We start from the raw sequence: 21812 nt of genomic DNA on the forward strand, positions 1-21812 counted from the left end.
ATCGCGCCCGCACGATTGTATGCACCCCCTCACGGAGCGGTGGCCGAGTGGTCGAAGGCGCACGCCTGGAAAGTGTGTAGGCGGGAAACCGTCTCCAGGGTTCGAATCCCTGTCGCTCCGCCATTTTCCTTTCTGCATGTTGTTTGGACAATTGACCCGGAACTTGTGGTTCGGTTTGGCGGTTCACCTTTTGTAAGCTCGAAAGGACATGCCATGACCCAATTTGCTCACCCGCCCATCAACCAGATTCCGACCTCCGACCCGAAGGTCTACGCGTTCAGCGTGGCCGGTCACATCGACGATGACGCCTCCGAGGCGCTTGCCGAATATATGCTCGCGGCTTTCGACAAGCATGACAAGGTCAACATGCTGCTCGATCTGACCGGGTTCACCGGCAGCGACTGGGACAGCATGTTGGACGGCGACGTGATCGCCTCGCGCTTCAAGGCGCTGAGCCATGTGGAGCGGTATGCGGTCGTTGGCGCGCCCGAGAAGGCCGCCAAGATGATCGAGTTCATGGACAAGATCATTCCGGTCGAGGCCCGCGCCTTTGACGCCGACGAAACCGACGCCGCATGGAGCTTTGTCGGCACGCGTCCGCAGGTTGCTCCGGGCGCTGCGTGATTGCAGGCATGACTGCACCCGCCTAGGGTGCGGCCATGACCACACCCACCTCGCAAAACTGGCCGCAAATTCGAACCGTTGGCATCAACGGCATGCTGGTCAGTTTTGCAGATGCGCTGAGCGAGCCGTCCAATCGGGCGGCTCTGGCGTTTCGTGCCCGGCTCGAGCGGGAAGGGTGGGATGGCGTGATCGAGACGTCATCCACTCTGGCCTCCGCCTTCGTTCGGTTTGACCCCTTTGTGCTGAGCCATTCAGAGTTGCACACCCGGCTCAAGACCCTCTTGTCAGAGGCCAATTGGTTTGACGCCGCCCCACCAGAAGGGCGGCGTTTTTGGCGTATCCCGGCTGTTTATGGCGGCCCGCTCGCCCCGCAATTGGATGAAGCGGCCAAAGCCGCAGGAATGAGCGCGACGGAGGCGGTTACCTCGCTCTCCGCGTCCCGCGTTCGGGTGACGACACTCGGCTTTGCGGCCGGGCAGCCTTACCTTGGCGAATTGCCCGAGGCGTGGAATTTACCCCGCCAATCAGGGCTTACACCGAAAGTGCCTGTCGGCGCGCTGGTTGTGGCGATCCGGCAGTTTGTCTTGTTTGCAACCTCCGCACCGACCGGCTGGCGTCATGTGGCCCAGACTGCATTCACCTGTTTTCGGCCCGAAAGCGACACGCCTTTCGCGTTGCGTGCAGGCGACGAGGTGCAGTTTGTTTCCATCTCCCGCGAAGAGTTCGAGGCGATCCGCACCCGCGACAAAAGCGGCGATGGTGGTGCTACAGTGGAGCCGATCAAATGACCGGCTTGCGCGTGCAGAGCATTGGTCCGTCGGTCACCGTGCAGGATCAAGGACGGCTTGGTTTTGTCGCCAGCGGCCTGTCGCGTGGGGGTGCGGTGGATTTGTTGGCCCTTTCCGAAGGGGCGGCGTTGCTGGGGCAGGGCGATGATCTGGCGGCCCTTGAAATGGCGGGCTTCGGCGGGGTTTTCCAAGCGGAATGCGATCTGCGCATCGCGTTGACCGGGGCTGTTATGCAAGCCAGTTTGAACGGCGCGGCGTTGCGCTGGAACGCCAGCCACGCAGTGCCGAAGGGTGCCGAACTGCGCATCGGCGCGGCCAGCTCTGGCGGCTACGGCTATCTGCATCTGGGCGGCGGGATAGATGCGCCTGTGGTGATGCGCGCGCGCTCGACCCATCTCAATTCGCAGATCGGTGACCGCGTGGCAGAGGGCGATCTGCTGCCTGTGGGGGAAGATCCCGGTGGCCCTGTCGGACAGGTGCTGGACGTAGCGACGCGTGAAGATGGCGGCACGGTCCGCATGGTGCGCTCCTTCCAGACACCGCTGTTTGCGCCCGACGAACTGACCCGGTTCGAGGCCACGGTCTTTCACCGCGACATGCGCGGCAACCGGATGGGCGTGCAGCTAAACCCCGACGGCGCGGGTTTTCAGGCCGAAGGTGGGCTGACCGTTCTGTCCGAGATCATCATGATCGGCGATGTTCAGATGACCGGCGACGGCGCGCCCTTCGTTTTGCTGCCCGAAGCGCAGACGACAGGGGGATATCCTCGGATCGGATCGGTGCTGCCCTGTGATCTGCCAAAACTGGTGCAAGCACGCCCTGATGCGCCCTTGCGCTTTGTCTTTGTCGAGATGGAGGAAGCGCTCGCCGCTGAGCGCGCTTTCGCGGCGCATCTGATCGACTTGCCACGCCATATCACGCCTTTGGTCCGTGCGCCGGGTGACGTGCCGGATCTTCTGACATATCAATTGATCAGCGGCGTGGCCCGCGGCGATGAGGAGCACTAAATGACCGGTCAAGTCGATCTGAACGCGGATATGGGCGAAAGCTTCGGGCCGTGGCCAATGGGTCAGGATGCGGCTTTGCTCGAAGTCATCAGCTCAGCCAATATCGCGTGTGGATTTCACGCAGGCGATCCCGATGTCATGGCCCAGACTATGGCGCTCGCCGTGCAAAACAATGTGGGCCTAGGTGCGCATCCGGGCTTTCCCGATCTGCAAGGCTTTGGCCGTCGCAACATGGACGTGAGCCATGAGAGCCTGCGCAATCTTGTGGCCTACCAACTGGGGGCCGCCCAAGCGATGGCGACGGCTGCAGGCGGGCAGGTGCGTCACCTCAAGCTCCACGGCGCGCTGGCCAATATGTGCGCGGTCGACGCGGGGATGGCGCGCGCCTGTTATGAAGGCGCGCTGTCGGTCAACTCCGAGATCATCGTCATGGTGCTTGCAGGCACGCAGCAACAGGTTGCGGTGCAAGACTTAGGCTGCCTCTGGGCGGCAGAGATTTTCGCCGATCGCGCCTATAATGACGACGCTACGCTGGTGAACCGCAAGCTGGAGGGTGCTGTCATCCATGACGCCACAATCGCCGGGCCGCGGATTGCCAAAATGGTGCGCGAAGGGGCCATCATCGCTGAAAGCGGCAAACGGATCGAGACGCCCATCGACACGGTTTGCCTGCATGGCGACACCGCAGGCGCGTTGGAAATCGCCAAATCCGTCCGCGCAGCGCTTGAGGGCGACGGCATCACCATCGCCCCGTTTGAAGGTCGGCGCTAGGCCTCGGAAATACCGCGCAGCCAGTCCCACGCGGCGGGCTCATTGGCCTCTGCGAAGACCTCAATCTCGATGCCTGTCACCGCGCGGGCAATACCGACCATCGGCTTGATCCAACGCTCATCGGTGACAATCGCATAGCGGCGCATTTGCTTGGCCGCCCCCATCTTCATCTGGATGAAGTCCTTTTGCACCAGCGCCTGCGGGTCGAACCCGCCAAAGCGCTTGATCCGGGCAAAGGCGTCAAATGGCGTGCTGGTCTCGATCTTGGCCCGGAAAGCGGCGGCGACGGCATCGGCCTGAGCGTCGCTCATATAGCCGTCCAGTTCAAACGCCAGAACGCCCTCGATCTCGCTGTCGATCAAGCGCAGACCTTTGCCTTTGGGCTTGGGATGCTCCGTGAGGTCCTGCGCAAAAGCGCGCGCGGCGTCGCGGTCTGCGGGATCAAAGCATTCCATCTTCGTCATCGGCAGGATCGGGTCCATGAACCGCTCGGCTGTGCGGATCCATTGCTTGTCGGTCAGGATCGCAATGCGCGGAAACCGCTTGAGCTGGGGCAGGGCGCCGGCCTCATGGGTCAGGTCTTCGATGATCGCGCGGCCCGTCATGTCGCCAAATCCGCTCAGATCAATGATAAGGCCAATTTTCTTGGCATCGGCAATCGCAGGCCAGAGCTCGGCATAAAAACGGCGCACTTCATCTTCGGTAATCGTCCCACGAGCGGTGATTTCCAGAAGATCTGCAGAGATACGGTCAAACGTCAGCATAAGTGTCCTCCTTTCGCTGGGCACGGGAGTAACACCTTAAAGATGTGCAACGTATGACAGCCGTTCAAGAGGCCCGTGATGGTTACGCCGGGTCACACATATAGGCGGCGTTCCCGGTCAGCGCGGCATAGTCATCCAACACGACAGAGACAGGGAAGTTGCCCATGAAACCGGCGAACCGGCCCTTGTCGCGGAAGGCTTCGGTAAAGCCGTGCTGGCCCAGATGCGGCAGCATCGCGCGGGCCACACCACCGACCAAAAAGACGCCGCCAAAAGGCAGATGCACCAGCGACAGGTTGCCCGCCACAGTGCCCAGAATACGAATAAAGACGCGCAACGCCTCCTGCGCGCGCGGGTCAGTGGCGGCGCCGTCCATGATGTCTTTCGCGGATTTCTCCGAGCTTTGGCCAGCCTCATGAGCCAACCAGTGATAGACCCGCTCCAACCCGCGGCCCGACAGGACGTCTTCGATGGCCGGAAAGCCGTGCGCGGTTTCAACGAACTGACACAGGCGCAGCTCTTCTTCGGTGCGGATCGGCAGGTTCGCGTGGCCGCATTCCGAAGGTGCCACATGGCGGCCATGGCGCGTGATATGGATCGGGGCCGCGTTAAAGCCTGTGCCCAACCCAATCACCAATTGGCTGGCATCGGGCTTGGCGGTGATGCCGGTCGTCACCTCTGCCACGCTTTTAGGATCAAGCGCATCAATCGCGTGGCCTTGCGCTTGCAGATCGTTCAAAAGGGCGGCCTCCGGTGCGCCTGTGGCGTCGCGCAACAGGTCGCCATCCATCGTCCAATCCAGATTGGTCAGCGCACCCACGCCGTCGCGTACAGGGCCAGCGACGCAGACACAAACGGCATCGGGTGTCGTGTCATGGGCTGCCAGATACGCCCGCAGCACGGTTGCGATGCCGGGATGATCGGTGTTGCGAAAGCGCTGGATCGAGCCGGTGTCCACAGCGGTGTCATGGGCAATCGCCACCCGCGTATTGGTGCCGCCGATATCTGCCACGAGGATGCGTTTGGCCATGAGGTCTGCCTTATTTTGATAGCGCTAACTTCAATGCCTCATAAGACGCTTTCGGGGTGCGCTGCAAGCTCTCGAAGTCGACATGCACAAGGCCAAAGCGCTTTTCATAGCCCAAGGCCCATTCATAGTTGTCCAGCAGCGACCAGATGAAATAGCCCTTTAGCGGCACGCCCTCGGCCATCGCTTGTTGGGCCTTGGCAACATGGGCGTTCAGATAGGCAATGCGGTCTTGGTCTTCGTGCGGCTCCGCACTTGCCATGCCGTTTTCGGTCACATAGAGCGGCAGATCGCCGGTGTATTCAGACGCGGTGCGGGTCAGGAAATTGTAAAGGCCATCCGGGTAAATTTCCCAGCCCATCTGGGTTTTGGGAAGCGGGCCGTCCACCTCCTCGTGGGCGGGCCAAGGGCCCACGGTGGGGCCAATGAGCTTGCGGGTGTAGTAGTTCAGCCCGACCCAATCGACCGGGGCGGCGATGGTATCGAAATCGTCTTGCCAACCCTCGGGCAGATGAGGCTCAAGCCCGCTTAGGACACGCTCCGGATAGGCCTTGTGGAACATCCCGCCCAGAAAGAAACGGTTGTAGATGGCGTCATAATCCAGCGCCGCTTCGCGCGCGGCGTCACTGTCATCCGCCGGATCGGCCCATTCGAAGTTACACACCGCCCCAAGGTTGCTCATGCCCAGCCCCCGCATGCGCTGGATCGCTGTGCCATGGGCCAGCAAGACGTGATGCATAGCGCGCGCAGCGGCGCGGATATCGCGCATCCCCGGCGCATGGTGACCCATGAAATGGCTCAGCCATGCGACGCACCACGGCTCGTTGATCGGCGCGACTGAATGCATCCGGTCCCCGATGCGCCCCATAATCACTTCCGTGAAATCACCGAACCACCCGGCAATATCGCGATTGCGCCAGCCGCCCAGATCGGCCAGCGGTTGCGGCAGCTCCCAATGATAAAGCGTGGCACAGGGTTTCAGCCCGCGCTCCAGCATCGCGTCGGTCAGGCGGTCGTAGAAATCCAGACCTTCGGCATTGGGCGTGCCGCGCCCTTCGGGCAGCACCCGCGCCCAGCTGGTCGAGAAACGGTAGGCGTCAAAGCCCGCGGCGGCCAACAGATCAAGGTCGTCCTCGAACCGGTGATAGTGATCGCAAGCGCGGTCGCCATTCTCGGCCCGCACCACATTGCCGGGCGTGGCGGCGAAGCTGTCCCAATGGGTCAGGCCCGCGCCGCCAAAGCGGTGGCCTTCGATCTGATACGACGACGTGGCGGCCCCCCAAAGGAAGCCTTCAGGAAAGTCCGAGCGTTTGAAATCCATCTTCAGTCCGTTCTGGAAGTGGGGGCAGGGCCGGTCGATCCGCCCACCACAAGCTGCGCTTCAAGCAGGCGGTTGGGCGGCGGCAAATGGGGGTTGGCGATCCGCTCAAGCAGCATCTGCGCGGCTTGCCGCCCGGCCTCACGTACCGACGAACAGGTCGCCGTAAAGATCGGCGCTTCTTCACCGTTTTTGAAATAGCTCAACGCGTCGTCATGGGTGATGACCGAGATATCGCGCCCCATGCGCAATCCCCGTTCCTCGATCGCGCGGCGCACCCCGATGGCGGTGATCATGGACGAGACAAGAAACGCCGTTGGCGCGGCATCACTGTCCAGCAGGTGGCGGACCGTGTCATAGCCATACCGCTCTGTCATTTCATCGCTATGCAGATAGTCGGGGGTGACGGGCAGCCCGCGCGCCGTCAACGCCTCTTCATAGCCCGCGCGGCGGCGGCTGGCGAAGTCCAGCTCTTCCAGACCGTTGATCAGCGCGATGCGGCGGTGGCCCAGATCAAGCAGGAAATCGGTGGCGCGTTGAAACGCCTTGCGGTTGTTCACGTCCAGCCACGCATAGGGCGTGGTGACGGCGCTGGCACGGCCATGCACGACAAACGGCACGCCCAGATCGTCCAGCATCGCAATCCGCGCATCGCCGCTTTTGGGCCCATGTACGATCAGCCCGTCTACAGCACCTTTGCCGCGCAGGTCGCGGTAGGTCTTTTCCTCCTGACCGTCCTCAACGAGCGACAAAACCATGTCATAGCCGTTGCGCGAATAGGTCTCGCCTGCACCGGCGATGAAATCACCAAAAACCGGGTTCACCATCTCGTGCTGTTTCGACATCGGGATCACATGACCGATGGCCATTGCACGGCCCGTGGCCAGCCCTTTGGCGCGCGTATTGGGGCGATAGTTATGCTGCTCTGCAGCTTGAACGACGCGGGCGCGGGTGGCCTCATTGACCTCCGGATAGCCGTTCAAAGCCCGGCTGACGGTGGTTTGGGACAACCCAAGATTCTGTGCCAGTTCCCTGAGATTCATGGTGTTCTTCGTTTCAAAGCGCTTTCAATTTCCCGGAACGGTAGCGATCAGATGCGCGCCGGTCAAAGACAAAGCCAACAGGGCTGGCTTCTTCGCACTTGCAGCAAAATCATAATAAACGCTGAGGTTTAACGATCATCAATTGACAGAAATCAGATTTGTCGGTTTTGTAAGTCCATCCAAAGCGCTTTGGAAATGATTCCGGGCGCAGGGAAACTGGTAAGCGCCGCAAATGGCGCGACTTGGGAGGAGAATCTATGAAGACGTATCTGTTGGCTGGCGTGGCCGCTGCTGCCCTCACGGCTGGAACCGCGCATGGTGCAGACTTGCCCTTTGCACCCGGCGATGGGGATTTCAACTGGGACAGCTTCACTGCCTTTGCGGACGCCAATGACTTTTCGGGCGAAGAGATCACAGTGACCGGCCCATGGACGGGCGTGGACGCAGAGCTTGTGAACTCGGTCATGGCATATTTCTCGGAAGCGACAGGTGCGACAGTCAACTATTCGGGCTCTGACAGCTTCGAGCAGGACATCATGATCTCCGCACAGGCCGGATCGGCCCCCAATGTCGCCGTCTTTCCGCAGCCGGGTCTGGCATCGGACATGGCAGGGCGTGGCTTCCTGTTGCCTTTGGGTGAGAAAACTGCCGCATGGGTGCGTGAAAACTACGCGGCGGGACAATCCTGGGTTGATCTTGGCACCTATGCCAACGCTGACGGCACTGATGAGCTGTTCGGTTTTTTCTACAAGGTCGATGTAAAATCGCTGGTCTGGTACATCCCCGAAGCCTTTGACGAGGCAGGCTATGACATCCCCGAAACGATGGAAGAGCTGAAAACGCTCACCGATCAGATCGTCGAAGATGGCGGCACCCCATGGTGCATCGGTCTGGGATCAGGTGCCGCGACTGGTTGGCCCGCAACCGACTGGGTCGAGGACATGATGCTGCGCACGCAGGAACCCGCGGTCTATGACCAGTGGGTCGCCAACGAGCTGCCCTTCAACGATCCCGCCGTCGTCGCGGCTATCGAAGAGTTCGGCTATTTTGCCCTGAACGACGACTATGTCGACGGTGGATCGCAAGCGGTTGCCAATACCGACTTCCGCGAAAGCCCGACGGGCCTCTTCGACATTCCGCCCAAGTGCTACATGCACCGTCAGGCCAGCTTCATCCCGACCTTCTTCCCCGAAGGCACCGAAGTGGGCGAGGACGTCGATTTCTTCTACTTCCCCGCTTACGCTGAAAAAGACCTCGGCAAGCCGGTTCTGGGTGCGGGCACGCTGTTCGCGATCACCAATGACAGCCCCGCCGCCCGTGGCCTGATGGAGTTCATCAAGACCCCCATCGCGCATGAGGTCTGGATGGCGCAGTCGGGCTTCCTGACACCGCATACCGGCGTCAACACCGACATGTATGCCAACGAGACGCTGAAGGCCTTGGGCGACGTCCTGCTGGGGGCCACGACCTTCCGCTTTGACGCCTCTGACCTGATGCCGGGCGAGATCGGTGCGGGTGCCTTCTGGACCGGCATGGTGGACTACACCACGGGTGCAGATGCGTCTGAGGTTGCCACTGGCATTCAGGAACGCTGGGACTCGATCCAGTAAGAACAACCCCAAGCCGCAATTTCGCGGCTTGAGACCAAGGCCTCGTGCAGAACCACTCACCTGCGCGAGGCCAATGCCCAAGAAAAACGCTGTAAAAACAGCACTTAGGGGGGAACTCTCATGTCACCACTTATTCAAGGTGTCTTGACGATCATCATCGGCGTCGGCGGCTGTATCGGCTACTTCTTCGCCTCCAACCTGATCCTCGACAAGGTGATCTTCCCGCCCAAGGGGGACAATCCCGGGCGTAACATCAACCGCGCCAATATGGTGCGCCCGTGGCTCTTTCTGCTGCCTGCGATCCTCGCGCTGGGGCTTTATCTGGTCTATCCGGTGATCGGCTCGTTCTGGCGCTCGCTCTTCAATCGCGCGGGCGACGAATTCATCGGGTTTGGCAACTACATCACCATGTTCGGTGATGACCAGTTCCGTATCTCGCTTTTCAATAACTTCCTGTGGGTCCTCGTTGTGCCTGCCGCAGCCACGTTCTTTGGCCTGCTGGTTGCGCAACTGACGGACCGGATGAAATGGGGCAATATCGCCAAATCGCTGATCTTCATGCCGATGGCGATCTCGTTCGTGGGCGCGTCGCTGATCTGGAAGTTCGTATACGCCAACAACCCCGATATCGGGATGATCAACGCGGTGCGCGATGTCTTCGGCTTGGCCCCGGTGGATGTGCTGCAATTGCCGTTCTGGAACAACTTCTTCCTTATGGTCATTCTAATCTGGATCCAAACCGGCTTTGCCATGGTGATCCTGTCGGCGGCCTTGCGCGGCATTCCCGAAGAAACGGTCGAGGCCGCGATCATCGACGGCGCAAACCCGTTTCAGATTTTCTTCAAGATCAAAGTGCCACAGATCATGGGCACCATCGTGGTGGTCTGGACCACGATTACCATTCTGGTCCTGAAGGTCTTCGACATTGTCTACACCATGACAGGGGGCAATTTCGGCACTGAAATTCTGCCCAGTTACATGATGTCATACATGTTCCGCGATGACGGGCGCGCCACAGCGGTAGCCTTTGTCATCATGTTGATCGTGCTGCCTGTGATGATCTGGAACATCGCGCAAGCGCGCAAAGAAATGCGCTGAGGAGGGGACCGATGGACAATATTGCTGGAACCAAAACGAGCCTTTCCTGGGTGATGAACATCACCGTCGTGGTGCTGGTCCTTCTGTGGCTGATCCCGACGATTGGCCTGCTTGTGTCGTCCTTCCGGGACCGCGACCAGATCAGCGCCAGCGGTTGGTGGCTCTCGCCTTTCCCGGTAGAGCAGAACTTCTCCATCCGTGCGTCCGGTGACGATGCGGTGCCGCAAGGCGATCTGTTTGTCATCGAAGGCAACGTCTATGAGGACGAAGACATCGCCTCAGCCTTCGGTAGTGAAACGCCTCCCGTTGCCGCGTTCGGTGGCACCCGTGCCGCGCCCACGGCGTTTGCGCCGGGTGAAGTGGCTGAACTCAGCCGCGACCGCACCCTGTCGGTGCTGGAGGATGGCAGCTACACCTTTACCTCCCCGGCGGAGTTCAGTCGCGATCCGCGCATCTATTTCGCCTCTGAGACACCGCCAGAGTTCAGTCTGGGCAATTATGAAACCGTCCTGACATCCGACAATATGGACGTGGCCTTTATCAACACGCTGACCGTGACGATCCCGGCGACGGTTATTCCGATCCTGATCGCGGCCTTTGCGGCCTATGCGCTGGCATGGATGGATTTCCCGGGCAGGGGGCTTTTAATCGCAGCTGTGGTCGGCCTTTTGGTGGTGCCGTTGCAACTGGCCCTCGTGCCACTGCTGAACCTGCACAACCAAGTGGGCATCGGGCAGAGCTTCGTGGGCATCTGGCTTGCTCATACGGGCTTCGGGCTACCGCTCGCGATATATCTCTTACGCAACTACATGGTCGGCCTGCCGCGCGACATCATCGAGTCCGCCAAGGTGGACGGTGCAACAGACTTTCAGGTCTTCGTCAAAATCGTCCTGCCGCTTAGCTTCCCCGCACTGGCCTCTTTCGCGATCTTCCAATTCCTTTGGACTTGGAACGATCTGCTGGTGGCCAAGGTCTTCCTGCCCTCTGACGACGCCTCAAAGGTGATGACCGTCAAGATTGCGGACGACCTGCTGGGTTCGCGCGGTGGCGACTGGGGCATCCTCGCGACGGCGGCTTTCGTGTCGATCGCCGTGCCGCTCGTCGTTTTCTTCACAATGCAACGCTACCTCGTGCGCGGCCTGTTGGCCGGCTCGGTCAAGTAAGGGCGACTATGAACGCAGTCACAGATATGCAGACCCTCAAGGGTCTTGAGGCCGATAAGGATTGGTGGCGCGGAGCCGTGATCTATCAGATCTATCCGCGCAGCTTTCAGGACAGCAATGGCGACGGGATTGGCGACCTGCTGGGCATCGTTCAGCGGCTGCCCTATATCGCGTCGCTCGGCGTGGATGCGATCTGGATTTCGCCCTTCTTCACCTCGCCCATGAAAGACTTCGGCTATGACGTCAGCGACTATTGCGACGTCGATCCGATGTTCGGCAGCTTGGCTGATTTCGACGCGCTGATCGACACGGCACACCAGTTGGGCGTGCGGGTCATGATTGATCTGGTGCTCAGCCACACCTCCGATCAGCATCCTTGGTTTACGGAAAGCCGCGCCAGCCGCGACAATGCCAAGTCCGACTGGTATGTCTGGGCCGACCCCAAGCCCGATGGCACGCCCCCCAACAACTGGCTGTCGATCTTTGGCGGGCCGGCCTGGCATTGGGATGCCCGGCGCGAGCAGTATTACCTGCACAACTTCCTCAGCTCTCAGCCCGATCTGAACTTTCACAGCGACGCGGTGCAAAACGCGCTGCTTGATGTCACCCGCTTCTGGCTGGATCGCGGCGTGGACGGCTTCCGCCTCGACACGATCAACTTCTACTTCGCCGATGCCCAACTGCGCGATAACCCCGCGCTGCCCATTGAAGAACGCAACGCCAATATTGCGCCTTCGGTGAACCCCTATAACCACCAGCGCCACCTCTATTCCAAGAATCAACCCGAGAACCTCGACTTTCTCAAACGCTTCCGGTCCCTGCTGGAAGAATACCCCGGCGCCGCTGCCGTGGGCGAGGTCGGCGACGCCCAGTTCGGGCTAGAGCTTTTGGGCCAATACACCAAAGGCGAGGACGGCGTGCAGATGTGCTATGCCTTCGAGTTCCTCGCAAAAGACAAGCTGACCGCGACGCGCATCTCCGACGTCATGAACAAGCTCGACGAGGTCGCGGGCGAAGGCTGGGCCTGCTGGGCGTTCTCCAATCACGACGTCATGCGTCACACGACACGCTGGAACCTCACGCCTGCTGCCACGCGCTGCCTGGCGACGCTGATCCTGTGTCTGCGCGGTTCTGTCTGCCTCTATCAAGGCGAAGAGCTGGGCTTTCACGAGGCCGATGTGCCGTTCGAGGATCTGCAAGACCCCTATGGGATTGAGTTCTGGCCCGAATTCAAAGGCCGCGACGGCTGCCGCACCCCGATGGTCTGGGAGCCCAGCAATCAAAATGGCGGCTTCACCGCAGGCAACCCGTGGCTGCCCGTCAGCCATGAGCATCTGCAAAGCTCGGTCGCCGCGCAAGAAGACGACCCCGCCGCATTGCTGCACCATTACCGCCGCGCCATCGCGTTCCGGCGCACGCATCCCGCGCTGTCCAAAGGCGCCCATGAGGATGTGCGCGCCGAGGGCGACATCATCCGATTTACACGCGTTCACGAAGGTCAGACGATCTTCTGCGCGTTCAATCTCAGCGACACGCCCAGCATCTGCGCATTGCCTGCGGGCAACTGGTTGCCCATCGGGGCCGAGCTGGGAAGCGCCGGACCGATGGCGGACGGCAAAATGCATCTTGGGCCGTGGCAGCCGTGCCTCGCGCTCAAGCAATAAAAATCACGGGAGGAGGGACCCATGGCTGATCTCAAACTGACAGATGTCGCCAAGACCTATGGCGGCACGGTGGATGTTCTCAAGAACATCAACCTCGATATCAAACAGGGCGAACTGATCGTGTTCGTTGGCCCCTCTGGTTGCGGCAAGTCCACGCTTTTGCGGATGATCGCAGGGCTGGAAAAGATCACCGGCGGCACGCTGGAAATCGACGGCGTGCGCATGAACGACATGCCGCCCGCACAGCGCGGCATCGCGATGGTGTTCCAAAGCTACGCGCTTTATCCGCATATGACAGTGCGCGATAACATGGCGTTCGCGCTGAAGCTGGCCAAGAAAAGCCAGTCCGAGATTGACGCCGCCGTGGATCGCGCCGCCAAGGTGCTGCAACTCGACGAATACCTCGACCGCTTGCCAAAGGCGCTTTCTGGCGGTCAGCGCCAGCGTGTCGCCATCGGCCGCGCGATTGTGCGCGACCCGAAAGTGTATCTCTTTGACGAACCGCTCTCGAACCTCGACGCCTCGCTCCGCGTCGCCACCCGGATCGAGATCGCCCAGCTGAAAGAGGCGATGCCGGAAAGCACCATGATCTACGTGACCCACGATCAGGTCGAAGCCATGACGCTCGCCTCCCGCATCGTGGTGCTCGCCAATAAAGGCATCGCGCAGGTGGGCAGCCCGCTTGAGCTTTACGAGCGTCCCGAGAATGAATTTGTCGCGCAGTTCATCGGCTCCCCGTCGATGAACCTGCTGCCCGGCGTGATTGAGAAGACCGGCAAGCAGACCACCGTAAAGCTAGACGGCGGCGGGACAGCGGTCTCAGCCGTACCTACGCAAACCGCCGACAAAGGCATGAAGGTCAATATCGGCGTGCGCCCAGAGGATTTGATCGAGACGACGGGCGATTATCTTTACGAAGGCAAGGTGAACATCACCGAAGCCTTGGGCGAAGTGACGATTCTATATTTTGCCCCCGAAGCGGACGGCGTTGACCCCGTGATCGGCAAGCTGCCGGGCATCCATGGCGATCTGCGCGGCAATCTGGTCAAGCTGAATGCGCCCGCTGACAAGATCCAGGTCTTCCATGAAGGCAAATCGCTTTTGTACCGGTAGACGGTAAGACGGGTTCAAGAGTGCGGGGCCTCGCGGAAACGCGGGGCCTTTCGTTTGCGTCGCTCACGTGCGCGTGTCCCGAGTGAAATGCAGGTGACACTGCAAGGCAGGGGCGTAGGGTCACGCCATATCAATGCGACCCAGAAGGACGACCCCAATGCTGATGCCCCGCCAGAAAACCCCCGACCTGCAATTGCCCACGCTGGATCATGGCGATTTTGACCTGACCACCGATGGCAGCGAGCGCGGCACGGTGATCTGCTTTTATCGCGGTCTGCATTGCCCGATCTGCGCGACCTATCTGACCGAATTCCAAAAGCGCGTCGCGGATTTTGCTGAGCGCGGTGTGAAGACAGTTGCCGTTTCTTCGGACGGCGAAGAGCGCACCCGCGCCATGGCCGACAAGATCGGTGCGGACACCCTGCGGTTCGCCTATGACTTGCCGCTGGCAAAGGCCCGCGAATGGGGGCTCTATATCTCCACCTCGCGCGGCACGACGTCCATTGGCATCGAAGAACCTGCGCTCTTTTCCGAACCCGGCCTTTTCATGGTGACGCCCGAACAGACGCTTTACTACGGCTCGGTCCAGACCATGCCCTTCGTGCGCCCGCATTTCAGCGAGCTGGTCGGCGCATTGGATTTTGCGATCAAGGCCAATTACCCCGCGCGTGGCGAGTATACCGGCGAGGTCTAGTTGCCGGGCTGCTCCATCCCGCTGGGGCTCATTCCGAGAAACAGGAATGCCAGAGCCGCCACGGCCAGCGTTACGCCGATCCCGGCATAGCGCACCCAGCCTTGGCCAAAAATGCTCAGGGCAAGCCCTGCGAGGAACAAAACGATCAAGATGGGCATGGGGTCTCCTTTAGCCTGACTTTGATCATATAGGGGCTTTGCTACGCCAGCGAAGGCAGCCACAGCACAATCATCGGGAACGCGACCAGCAGGGCGATGGTGATCCCGTCTGCGATAAAGAACGGCGTGACGCCCTTAAAGACGTCCTGCACGCTCAGATCGTCCCGCACGCCCGCGACCACAAAGCAGTTCAGGCCGATGGGAGGGGTGATCAGGCAGAACTCGGCCATCTTGACCACCAAGATACCAAACCAGATCGCGCACATCGGGCCGGACATGCCGAAAGCTGAATCGGCGGCGGAAACGAATTCACCGCCGTTCAGGGCCATCACGGCGGGGTAGACCACGGGCAGGGTCAGCAGCAGCATCCCGATGGCGTCCATGAACATGCCCAGCACGGCATAGGCCAGCAGGATGCACACAAGGATCAGCATCGGCGACATCTCAAGCGATGTGATCCAGTCCGAAAATGCTCCGGGCAGGTCTGCAAAGCCCAGAAACCGCACATAGATCAACACGCCCCAGATGATGGTGAAGATCATCACCGTCAGCTTGGCCGTTTCCAGCAGCGCTGATTTCAACTCGGCCCACCGCATCCCGCGGGCCAGCGCCACACAGAACACGATGAACGCGCCGATGGCACCGCCTTCCGTGGGCGTGCCCCACGCGTCGCCGCCAAAGGGGTTGTAGACGAACAGGATGATGATCAGCACGACCAGCACGATAGGCAAGGCCGGGATCAGCGAGGTGAAGCGCTGGCCCCAAGTGAAGCCGCCCACCGGTGGTCCGAAATTCTTGAAGCTGAGCGCCATTCCAATGATCAACAGCCCGTAGATAAAGGCGGAGAAGACACCGGGGATGAAGCCCGCCAGAAGCAGCTTGCCCACGTCCTGTTCGACGATGATCGCGTAGATCACAAGGATGGCCGACGGCGGGATCAGCGAGGCCAGCGTGCCGCCTGCCGCAACGACACCCGCTGCGAAGCGCTTGTCATACCCGATCTTCAGCATCTCCGGTATCGCGATCCGGGCAAAGACAGCCGCCGTCGCCACGGAAGCGCCCGACACGGCGGCAAAGCCCGCCGTCGCAAAGACCGTCGAGACGGCAAGGCCCCCCGGCACCCATGCGATCCAGCGCTTGGCGGCCTCGAACAAAGCCTGTGTCAGCTTGGCGTAATACGCCAGATATCCGATCAGAATGAAGGTCGGGATCAGGGACAACGCTTGGGAGGCCACCTTCGAATGCGGCACCTGCCCGGCGGTCTTGGTGGCCACTGTTAAAGCCCACCAGAACTCGTCCCCCGCCATGCCCTTGCGCGCCCAGAAGATCCAGATCAGCCCTATCATGCCCGCCAAAGCGGCGGCAAAGGCAACCCGCATGCCCAGCACAACCATCACCAGCAAACCGCCCGACACCCACAGGCCGATCTCAATCGGATCCATCAGTCGGCTCCCTGCATGGCTTCGGCTTCGCGCGCGGCTTGCTCTGCGGCGCTCTCGATCAGCGGTACGGCGACAGGGGCCTCAAGCCCCAACACAATCGCGCGCCCGTAAGCCACCAATTGCAGCACCAAGCGCAGACACAAGACCGAGAACGCGACCGGCGCCAGCAGTTTCGCAGGCCAGATTGGCAAGGCAATATCCATCGAACTGTCGCGGCTCCACAGCGGGGCGGCGAAGTCGAATGAGCGTTCGAAATGCGCCCACGTGCCCCACACCAGCAGGATCATCAAAAGCAACATGAAGAAGGCCGTGGTAAACTCAGCCAGCCACAAAGCGCGGCCTTTCAACTGGCCCACAAGAATATCCATGCGGATATGCCCGCCCAGCCGCTGGGTATAGGCCACGCCCATAAACGCGATCAGCGGCATCGCCTGTTCGATCCAGTCGACATAGCCCGGCACGGGCTGGCCCAGAAGATTGCGCCCGCCAACAGACACCACAGCCAGCAACATCAGTCCAAAGATGGCCAATCCGCTGAGCAGTGCAAAAAACGTCTCTAGTTTGAAAAGGGTGCGGTCGAGGCGGCTGAGTGTTGAGCCATCCTCAAGAACGCTTGCCGATCCGGCCATGGCGATATCCTAGATAGAAGCGCCGCCCCGAGAAACCCCGGAGCGGCGAGAGGGCTTACATGCCTTCGGCAACCATTCCGGTCACAAGATCATAGAGCTCTTGCGCAGGCAGACCGGCAGCTGTGTTCTGCTCGATCCAGGCAGCTGCGGCAGGGGCGGCAGCGGCTTCGCGGAAAGCGGCGATCTCTTCATCGGTGAAGGTCACTTGCGTAATGCCTTTTTCCTCCAGCAGCGGACCCCACGCGGCCATGGTCTGGTTTTCGTAATATTCGACGTAGTGATCCAGCGCCTCGTCGATGGAACCCAGCAGCGCCTCGCGGTGCTCATCACTCAGCGCGTCCAGCGCATCGGTGTTGGCCACAACGGGGCAGTTCACGGTGCCGGGGTTCAGGTTGGTCGTCCAGTAGGTGGCGTTCTCAACCGTGCCGAAGGACATATGCGCGTGAGGCGCAAAGCTGACCGCTTGCACAACGCCGCTGTCCAGCGCCTGACGCACTTCGGTGGCCGACATAGACGTCGGCACAGCGCCCACGGTCTCCATCGCCGCACCAATGCCGCCGGTTGCGCGCACGCTCATGCCTTCGAAATCGGCCAGCGTTGTGGGCGCGTCGCCGACACCGACAAGGTTATACTGGGGCAGGGGCGAGGGCATCAGCAGCGTCGCGTTCCAGCGCGCCAGATCCGCCTGCACGGCAGGGTGCGCATAAACAGCCTGCGAGATTTTGCGTTCCTGCTCCAGCGAGGTCACGCCCAGAAACGGCAGCTCCAGCACTGTGATCGAGGGGTTCTTGTCGCGGTGATAGCCCGCGCAGAACTGCGCCATCTCGAACGCGCCGATGGAAATGCCATCAAGGTTCTCGCGGTTGTTGGACAGACCGCCATAGCTGATGTTCAGGGTAAACTCACCGCCGGTCTTTTCGCTGACCAGCTCGGCCAGCTTTTCCACATGCTCGGTAAAGGCGCGTTGCTTGCCCCAAAGCGAGACGTTCCACTCGGTGGCCAAAGCCTCGCCAGCAAAGGCAAGCGACAGTGCAGCAATGGCCGTGCGGCCCAATAGTTTGTTCATAGCATCCTCCCAGATGGCCTCGGGTCGAGGCGTTTGATACGGGCCTCACCGGCCCTTGAGCCAAACCCTAACGCCTGCGACAAAAGTGTCCAGCCGTTCTTGCGAATGGCTTTGGTGCGGGGCAGGGTGCGGGTGAGGGAGAGATTAAAATGCCAGCACCTGCCAATAAATTGAAAGAAGCCCTGTTGCAGGGCGCGGTCCAAAAAGGCCTGTGGATGGGGCTAGCCAGCCCCACCGTGGCCGAGCTTGCCTCCCATGCCGGGTTTGATTGGTGCCTGATTGACGCCGAACATGGGCCGAACGATCTGCTGAGCATCCAAAACCAGCTTCAAGCGATGAACGGCGCGCCTGCGGCCCCCGTGGTCCGTGTCCCGGTGGCCGAGGATTGGATGCTGAAACAAGTGCTCGATCTGGGCGCGCAAAACGTGCTGATCCCGATGATCGACACCGGCGAAGAGGCCGCCAAAGCCGTCGCGGCCTGCCGCTATCCGCCCCACGGCATACGTGGCCTTGGCTCGGCGCTCGCGCGGGCGTCCGGCTACAACGCAATCTCCGATTACCCCACCACTTCCAACGACCAGATTTGCGTCATGGTGCAAGCCGAAAGCCGCGCGGCCATCGACAATATCGACGCGATCGCAGGGACAGAGGGTGTCGATGTCGTCTTTATCGGTCCGGCCGATCTGAGTGCGGATATGGGCTATCTCGGCCAGCTCGATGCGCCTGAGGTCGAAGAGGTTATCGCCCACGCCATCAGCCGCATCCGTGCGGCTGGCAAGGTTGCCGGGATCGTCCTCTTTAACCCCGATGATTTCCCGCGTTACCTCGACATGGGCGCCGGTTTCCTCGGCATGGGCAGCGACGTGACCAGCCTTGCCGCCTCTCTGCGCGATCTCGCGCGCAGCGTTTAAATCGGGATTTTTCCCCTTGCAGACATGGGGCGGGCAAGGAAGGCTGCGGATAACCAGAAAAGGAGATTGGTTATGGGTTTGTGGAGTTTCATGAAAGACAGCGGCAAGAAACTGTTCGGCGGTGATGACGCGCCCGATGCAGACGCGCTGAAAAAGGAAGTCGCTGATCTGGGTCTGGACGCCGAGGGTGTCGATATCGAAGTCGATGGCGACAAGGTCAAAGTGAACGCCGCTGGCGTGACCCAGTCGATGAAAGAGAAGATCATCCTTGCCGTCGGCAACGTCGCCGGCGTCGCCTCGGTCGAGGCCGAAGTGGAGGACGAGGCCGTCTTTCATACCGTTGAAAAAGGCGACACGCTGTCTGCGATTGCCCTCAAGACGATGGGCTCGGCTAACAAGTATCACGCGATCTTTGAGGCCAACAAACCGATGCTGTCGCACCCCGACAAAATCTATCCCGGTCAGGTTCTGCGCATCCCGCAAGACGCCTGATTTTTAGTCAGTTCTCTGCAATGAGCGTCCGTCACGGGGCGCTCATTTTTCGTTAATCGCACCAAACGCGCAATATTTGAGCATTTTCCACCATCAGTTCGCCCTAATTCCGCCTGATTGATTACGGATCAGAGACAATAACTCTGGACAGATTTCGACAGGTAGGACGATCAAAGATGTTCGCACAGGCAGATAAAAACCAGTCAGATAAACCCGCAGCGCAATGGCGCTGGCTGATCCCGGTCCTTTTCACCTCCACGATCTTTCTCAGCGCGTCCTTGCTGTTCTTCGTGCAGCCCTTGTTTGCAAAGCTTGTGCTGCCCCATATCGGCGGCGCACCGGCGGTCTGGACCACGGCGATGTTGTTTTTTCAAACCGTGCTGATCGCGGGCTATCTGTATGCGCATCTGTCGACGAAATACCTGCCTGTAAAGGCGCAAATCGGTCTGCATCTGGCGCTCTGGGCACTGGCGCTCTTTTTCCTGCCGCTCTCTGTTCCTGACACGTGGAGCTATGATCCTAACGCGTCCCCAGCCTTGCAAACCCTGATCCTGTTCGCCCTCGGTGTCGGTCTGCCTTTCGCGGTTCTGTCAGCCAACGCGCCGCTCATCCAGTCGTGGTATGCCAAGTCCGGCGGCCCTTCGGCGGATGACCCTTATTTCCTTTACGGCGCCTCAAACCTCGGTTCGCTGATCGCCCTTTTGGCATTCCCCCTTGTGGCAGAGCCACTTGTCGGCGCGTCCACCATCGGGTGGGGCTGGGCCATGGGCTTTGTTGTGCTGGGCGCAGGCCTTCTGATCTCCGGCCTGACCGCCCGAGGCGAGGTGCCCGTGCGCTCCTCCAAGACTTTCACCGTGCCATCGTCCAAATCCATCGCATGGTGGCTTGCGCTGGCCTTCGTGCCATCCTCGCTGATGCTGGCACTCACCACAAAACTCAGCCAGGACCTCGGCTCCGTCCCGCTGATCTGGGTGCTGCCCTTGTCGCTTTATCTGGTGACCTTCGTCGTGGCGTTCCGTGACAAAATGATCGTCGGACCGTCAACGCTGAAAGTGGCGTTTCTGGCAAGCCTCGCGCTGATCGCCGCCGCCTTCTCGGGCCTTGCAGCCCCAGCCATGACATGGACGCTCTCTGGCCTGCTCCTGTTGGCCTTTTTCGTCGTGGCAACCTACGCCCACCGCAAACTTTATGAGACGCGCCCGGACAGCTCTGGCCTGACGCTCTTCTATGTGATCATGTCCGTGGGCGGCGCTTTGGGAGGGCTCTTCAACTCGATCCTCGCACCTGCGCTTTTCGATCAAATTCAGGAAGGCCGCGTGACCGTTTTGATCGCCGCGGCGCTTCTTTTTGTGGGCGGTGCGCGTCTCTCCCCACGCCATGGCTATATCGGCCTCGGCGCGGCTCTGATTGTGCTGCTGCCGCTGATCGGCTCGAAAACCTATGTCCAGATGACGCCCGAGACTTTGGGCATGCTGACCGTGATCCTGCTGATCGCATCGCTGGTCCTGCTGCGCCGCACACCGCTGGCGATCACCGTCGCATTGGTCAGCGTCACCATCGTCGGATCGCTGCACACGCAAGGCGATGCGATCCACCGGGACCGCTCCTTCTTCGGCACGCACCGTATTTTCAACGGCGACGAGATGCGCCTATACGCCAACGGCACCACCGTGCATGGCGCACAATTCGTCGAAGATATCGGGGCAGAGCGTCCGCGTCCGCTGTTCTATTACCACCAGAACGGCCCTATGGCGCAGGTGCTGACCGCGCCGCGCGCAGGCGAGGGCCATAGCGTCGGCATCGTCGGCCTCGGCATTGGAGCGCTTGCGTGCTATGCGCAGCCCAGCCAGGACTGGCATTTCTACGAGATCGACCCAACCGTCGATCAGATCGCGCGCACGCCTGAGCTTTTCAGCTTCGTGACGACCTGCACGCCAAATGCGCCCACACATCTGGGCGACGCCCGCATCGTGCTGGAGCAGCAGGACCACCGCTTCGACACGCTGGTGATCGACGCCTACAGCTCGGATTCAGTGCCGGTTCACCTGACCACGCTTGAAGCGCTTGAGGTCTATCTGGACCGGCTTGATTACAATGGTGTCCTCGTCTTCCATATCTCAAACCGCTATTACGACGTGTCGCTGCCCTTGGGCCGCGCCGCCGAAGCGCTGGGTCTGAAAGCCTATATTCAGGATTATAACCCGGGTGAGGAGCCCGAAGCTGGTGACACCCGTTCGCTCGTCGTGATGATGGCCCGCAACGAGGGCGCCTTTGGCACGCTGACCAGCGACCCCCGTTGGGAGCCTTTGCAAAGCGACGGCAAACGCATCTGGACGGACGACTTCGCCGATCTGCTCTCGATCATGATCTGGAACTAACGGGCACTCCAACGAGAACGCGGCGCGTTGGAGAGATCAGGCGCGCCGCTTT

The 21812-nt window shown here is 60.7% G+C and carries 21 protein-coding genes and 1 tRNA gene; 14 read left to right on the forward strand and 8 right to left on the reverse strand.

The window, feature by feature from the left end; all coding sequences use genetic code 11:
- Positions 1-33: 33 nt before the first annotated feature.
- From KUW67_RS07405 to KUW67_RS07425, 5 genes are all read left to right on the forward strand, one after another.
- Positions 34-123 (forward strand) — tRNA-Ser (locus KUW67_RS07405).
- 90 nt (positions 124-213) lie between these two features.
- The gene (locus KUW67_RS07410) at positions 214-624 is read left to right on the forward strand and encodes an STAS/SEC14 domain-containing protein (protein ID WP_224824659.1); all 411 of its coding nucleotides are present in this window, start codon (positions 214-216) and stop codon (positions 622-624) included.
- Positions 625-659: 35 nt separating this feature from the next.
- Complete coding sequence (locus KUW67_RS07415; RefSeq protein WP_224824660.1) at positions 660-1412, forward strand: allophanate hydrolase subunit 1; 753 nt, start codon at positions 660-662, stop codon at positions 1410-1412.
- Positions 1409-2419, forward strand: a complete 1011-nt coding sequence (locus KUW67_RS07420) for a biotin-dependent carboxyltransferase family protein (RefSeq protein ID WP_224824661.1) — start codon at positions 1409-1411, stop codon at positions 2417-2419. Before KUW67_RS07415 ends, KUW67_RS07420 begins: the two co-directional genes overlap by 4 nt.
- Positions 2420-3190 (forward strand): LamB/YcsF family protein, encoded by a 771-nt coding sequence (locus KUW67_RS07425; RefSeq protein WP_224824662.1) that lies wholly within the window; start codon positions 2420-2422, stop codon positions 3188-3190. It abuts the gene before it with no gap.
- On the opposite strand, the gene KUW67_RS07430 is transcribed toward KUW67_RS07425, so the two are convergent.
- The 4 genes from KUW67_RS07430 to KUW67_RS07445 form a co-directional block, all read right to left on the reverse strand.
- Positions 3187-3954 carry an STAS/SEC14 domain-containing protein gene (locus KUW67_RS07430; RefSeq protein WP_224824663.1) on the reverse strand — a complete coding sequence of 256 codons (768 nt, stop codon included), beginning with the start codon at positions 3952-3954 and terminating at the stop codon, positions 3187-3189. The two genes, KUW67_RS07425 and KUW67_RS07430, sit on opposite strands and share 4 nt — an antisense overlap.
- Positions 3955-4036: 82 nt before the next feature.
- Positions 4037-4984 (reverse strand): glucokinase, encoded by a 948-nt coding sequence (locus KUW67_RS07435; RefSeq protein WP_224824664.1) that lies wholly within the window; start codon positions 4982-4984, stop codon positions 4037-4039.
- Positions 4985-4994: 10 nt separating this feature from the next.
- Positions 4995-6302, reverse strand: a complete 1308-nt coding sequence (locus KUW67_RS07440) for a GH1 family beta-glucosidase (protein WP_224824665.1) — start codon at positions 6300-6302, stop codon at positions 4995-4997.
- A 2-nt stretch (positions 6303-6304) separates the two neighbouring features.
- Positions 6305-7342, reverse strand: coding sequence for a LacI family DNA-binding transcriptional regulator (locus KUW67_RS07445; RefSeq protein WP_224824666.1), 1038 nt, complete (start codon positions 7340-7342; stop codon positions 6305-6307).
- 257 nt (positions 7343-7599) lie between these two features.
- On the opposite strand from KUW67_RS07445, the gene KUW67_RS07450 reads away from it, so the two are divergent.
- The 6 genes from KUW67_RS07450 to KUW67_RS07475 all read left to right on the forward strand — a co-directional run bounded on the left by KUW67_RS07450 (position 7600) and on the right by KUW67_RS07475 (position 14684).
- Positions 7600-8952 carry an ABC transporter substrate-binding protein gene (locus KUW67_RS07450; protein ID WP_224824667.1) on the forward strand — a complete coding sequence of 451 codons (1353 nt, stop codon included), beginning with the start codon at positions 7600-7602 and terminating at the stop codon, positions 8950-8952.
- 120 nt (positions 8953-9072) lie between these two features.
- Positions 9073-10050: a carbohydrate ABC transporter permease gene (locus KUW67_RS07455; protein WP_224824668.1), complete on the forward strand. Its 978-nt coding sequence runs from the start codon at positions 9073-9075 to the stop codon at positions 10048-10050.
- A gap of 11 nt (positions 10051-10061) precedes the next feature.
- On the forward strand, positions 10062-11213 hold the full coding sequence (locus KUW67_RS07460; RefSeq protein WP_224824669.1) for a carbohydrate ABC transporter permease: 1152 nt from the start codon (positions 10062-10064) through the stop codon (positions 11211-11213).
- Positions 11214-11221: 8 nt separating this feature from the next.
- Positions 11222-12877 carry an alpha-amylase family glycosyl hydrolase gene (locus KUW67_RS07465; protein WP_224824670.1) on the forward strand — a complete coding sequence of 552 codons (1656 nt, stop codon included), beginning with the start codon at positions 11222-11224 and terminating at the stop codon, positions 12875-12877.
- A gap of 21 nt (positions 12878-12898) precedes the next feature.
- Positions 12899-13990 carry an ABC transporter ATP-binding protein gene (locus KUW67_RS07470; RefSeq protein ID WP_224824671.1) on the forward strand — a complete coding sequence of 364 codons (1092 nt, stop codon included), beginning with the start codon at positions 12899-12901 and terminating at the stop codon, positions 13988-13990.
- A gap of 157 nt (positions 13991-14147) precedes the next feature.
- Positions 14148-14684, forward strand: coding sequence for a peroxiredoxin-like family protein (locus KUW67_RS07475; RefSeq protein WP_224824672.1), 537 nt, complete (start codon positions 14148-14150; stop codon positions 14682-14684).
- Here KUW67_RS07475 and KUW67_RS07480 read toward each other — a convergent pair.
- Genes KUW67_RS07480 through KUW67_RS07495 form a run of 4 tightly spaced genes read right to left on the reverse strand, consistent with a single transcriptional unit; the run spans position 14681 to position 17979 of the window.
- Positions 14681-14842 carry a hypothetical protein gene (locus KUW67_RS07480; RefSeq protein WP_224824673.1) on the reverse strand — a complete coding sequence of 54 codons (162 nt, stop codon included), beginning with the start codon at positions 14840-14842 and terminating at the stop codon, positions 14681-14683. The genes KUW67_RS07475 and KUW67_RS07480 overlap by 4 nt on opposite strands.
- 41 nt (positions 14843-14883) lie before the next feature.
- Positions 14884-16284 (reverse strand): TRAP transporter large permease, encoded by a 1401-nt coding sequence (locus KUW67_RS07485; RefSeq protein WP_224824674.1) that lies wholly within the window; start codon positions 16282-16284, stop codon positions 14884-14886.
- Positions 16284-16913 carry a TRAP transporter small permease subunit gene (locus KUW67_RS07490; protein ID WP_224824675.1) on the reverse strand — a complete coding sequence of 210 codons (630 nt, stop codon included), beginning with the start codon at positions 16911-16913 and terminating at the stop codon, positions 16284-16286. The genes KUW67_RS07485 and KUW67_RS07490 overlap by 1 nt, the downstream gene beginning before the upstream one ends.
- 55 nt (positions 16914-16968) lie before the next feature.
- On the reverse strand, positions 16969-17979 hold the full coding sequence (locus KUW67_RS07495; protein ID WP_224824676.1) for a C4-dicarboxylate TRAP transporter substrate-binding protein: 1011 nt from the start codon (positions 17977-17979) through the stop codon (positions 16969-16971).
- 149 nt (positions 17980-18128) lie between these two features.
- Here KUW67_RS07495 and KUW67_RS07500 point away from each other — a divergent pair, with 149 nt between their 5' ends.
- The 3 genes from KUW67_RS07500 (at position 18129) to KUW67_RS07510 (ending at position 21760) form a co-directional block, all read left to right on the forward strand.
- Entirely contained in the window at positions 18129-18890 is a 762-nt protein-coding gene (locus KUW67_RS07500; RefSeq protein ID WP_224824677.1) for an HpcH/HpaI aldolase/citrate lyase family protein, read from the forward strand.
- 72 nt (positions 18891-18962) lie between these two features.
- The gene (gene lysM, locus KUW67_RS07505; RefSeq protein ID WP_224824678.1) at positions 18963-19382 is read left to right on the forward strand and encodes a peptidoglycan-binding protein LysM; all 420 of its coding nucleotides are present in this window, start codon (positions 18963-18965) and stop codon (positions 19380-19382) included.
- 176 nt (positions 19383-19558) lie between these two features.
- Positions 19559-21760 carry a fused MFS/spermidine synthase gene (locus KUW67_RS07510; protein ID WP_224824679.1) on the forward strand — a complete coding sequence of 734 codons (2202 nt, stop codon included), beginning with the start codon at positions 19559-19561 and terminating at the stop codon, positions 21758-21760.
- Positions 21761-21812: the final 52 nt, after the last annotated feature.

Origin of the sequence: Cognatishimia sp. MH4019 (assembly GCF_020177595.1) — a bacterium.
Classification (GTDB): Bacteria; Pseudomonadota; Alphaproteobacteria; order Rhodobacterales; family Rhodobacteraceae; genus JAHTBL01.

What these genes read in the sequence shown, in the direction of transcription:
- KUW67_RS07495 (WP_224824676.1), bottom strand. Translation starts at nt 17,979, where the DNA reads ATGAACAAACTATTGGGCCGCACGGCCATTGCTGCACTGTCGCTTGCC.
- KUW67_RS07410 (WP_224824659.1), top strand. Translation starts at nt 214, where the DNA reads ATGACCCAATTTGCTCACCCGCCCATCAACCAGATTCCGACCTCCGAC.
- KUW67_RS07460 (WP_224824669.1), top strand. Translation starts at nt 10,062, where the DNA reads ATGGACAATATTGCTGGAACCAAAACGAGCCTTTCCTGGGTGATGAAC.
- KUW67_RS07450 (WP_224824667.1), top strand. Translation starts at nt 7,600, where the DNA reads ATGAAGACGTATCTGTTGGCTGGCGTGGCCGCTGCTGCCCTCACGGCT.
- KUW67_RS07455 (WP_224824668.1), top strand. Translation starts at nt 9,073, where the DNA reads ATGTCACCACTTATTCAAGGTGTCTTGACGATCATCATCGGCGTCGGC.
- lysM (WP_224824678.1), top strand. Translation starts at nt 18,963, where the DNA reads ATGGGTTTGTGGAGTTTCATGAAAGACAGCGGCAAGAAACTGTTCGGC.
- KUW67_RS07435 (WP_224824664.1), bottom strand. Translation starts at nt 4,984, where the DNA reads ATGGCCAAACGCATCCTCGTGGCAGATATCGGCGGCACCAATACGCGG.
- KUW67_RS07490 (WP_224824675.1), bottom strand. Translation starts at nt 16,913, where the DNA reads ATGGCCGGATCGGCAAGCGTTCTTGAGGATGGCTCAACACTCAGCCGC.
- KUW67_RS07425 (WP_224824662.1), top strand. Translation starts at nt 2,420, where the DNA reads ATGACCGGTCAAGTCGATCTGAACGCGGATATGGGCGAAAGCTTCGGG.
- KUW67_RS07475 (WP_224824672.1), top strand. Translation starts at nt 14,148, where the DNA reads ATGCTGATGCCCCGCCAGAAAACCCCCGACCTGCAATTGCCCACGCTG.
- KUW67_RS07420 (WP_224824661.1), top strand. Translation starts at nt 1,409, where the DNA reads ATGACCGGCTTGCGCGTGCAGAGCATTGGTCCGTCGGTCACCGTGCAG.
- KUW67_RS07440 (WP_224824665.1), bottom strand. Translation starts at nt 6,302, where the DNA reads ATGGATTTCAAACGCTCGGACTTTCCTGAAGGCTTCCTTTGGGGGGCC.
- KUW67_RS07510 (WP_224824679.1), top strand. Translation starts at nt 19,559, where the DNA reads ATGTTCGCACAGGCAGATAAAAACCAGTCAGATAAACCCGCAGCGCAA.
- KUW67_RS07445 (WP_224824666.1), bottom strand. Translation starts at nt 7,342, where the DNA reads ATGAATCTCAGGGAACTGGCACAGAATCTTGGGTTGTCCCAAACCACC.
- KUW67_RS07485 (WP_224824674.1), bottom strand. Translation starts at nt 16,284, where the DNA reads ATGGATCCGATTGAGATCGGCCTGTGGGTGTCGGGCGGTTTGCTGGTG.
- KUW67_RS07415 (WP_224824660.1), top strand. Translation starts at nt 660, where the DNA reads ATGACCACACCCACCTCGCAAAACTGGCCGCAAATTCGAACCGTTGGC.
- KUW67_RS07500 (WP_224824677.1), top strand. Translation starts at nt 18,129, where the DNA reads ATGCCAGCACCTGCCAATAAATTGAAAGAAGCCCTGTTGCAGGGCGCG.
- KUW67_RS07465 (WP_224824670.1), top strand. Translation starts at nt 11,222, where the DNA reads ATGAACGCAGTCACAGATATGCAGACCCTCAAGGGTCTTGAGGCCGAT.
- KUW67_RS07470 (WP_224824671.1), top strand. Translation starts at nt 12,899, where the DNA reads ATGGCTGATCTCAAACTGACAGATGTCGCCAAGACCTATGGCGGCACG.
- KUW67_RS07480 (WP_224824673.1), bottom strand. Translation starts at nt 14,842, where the DNA reads ATGCCCATCTTGATCGTTTTGTTCCTCGCAGGGCTTGCCCTGAGCATT.
- KUW67_RS07430 (WP_224824663.1), bottom strand. Translation starts at nt 3,954, where the DNA reads ATGCTGACGTTTGACCGTATCTCTGCAGATCTTCTGGAAATCACCGCT.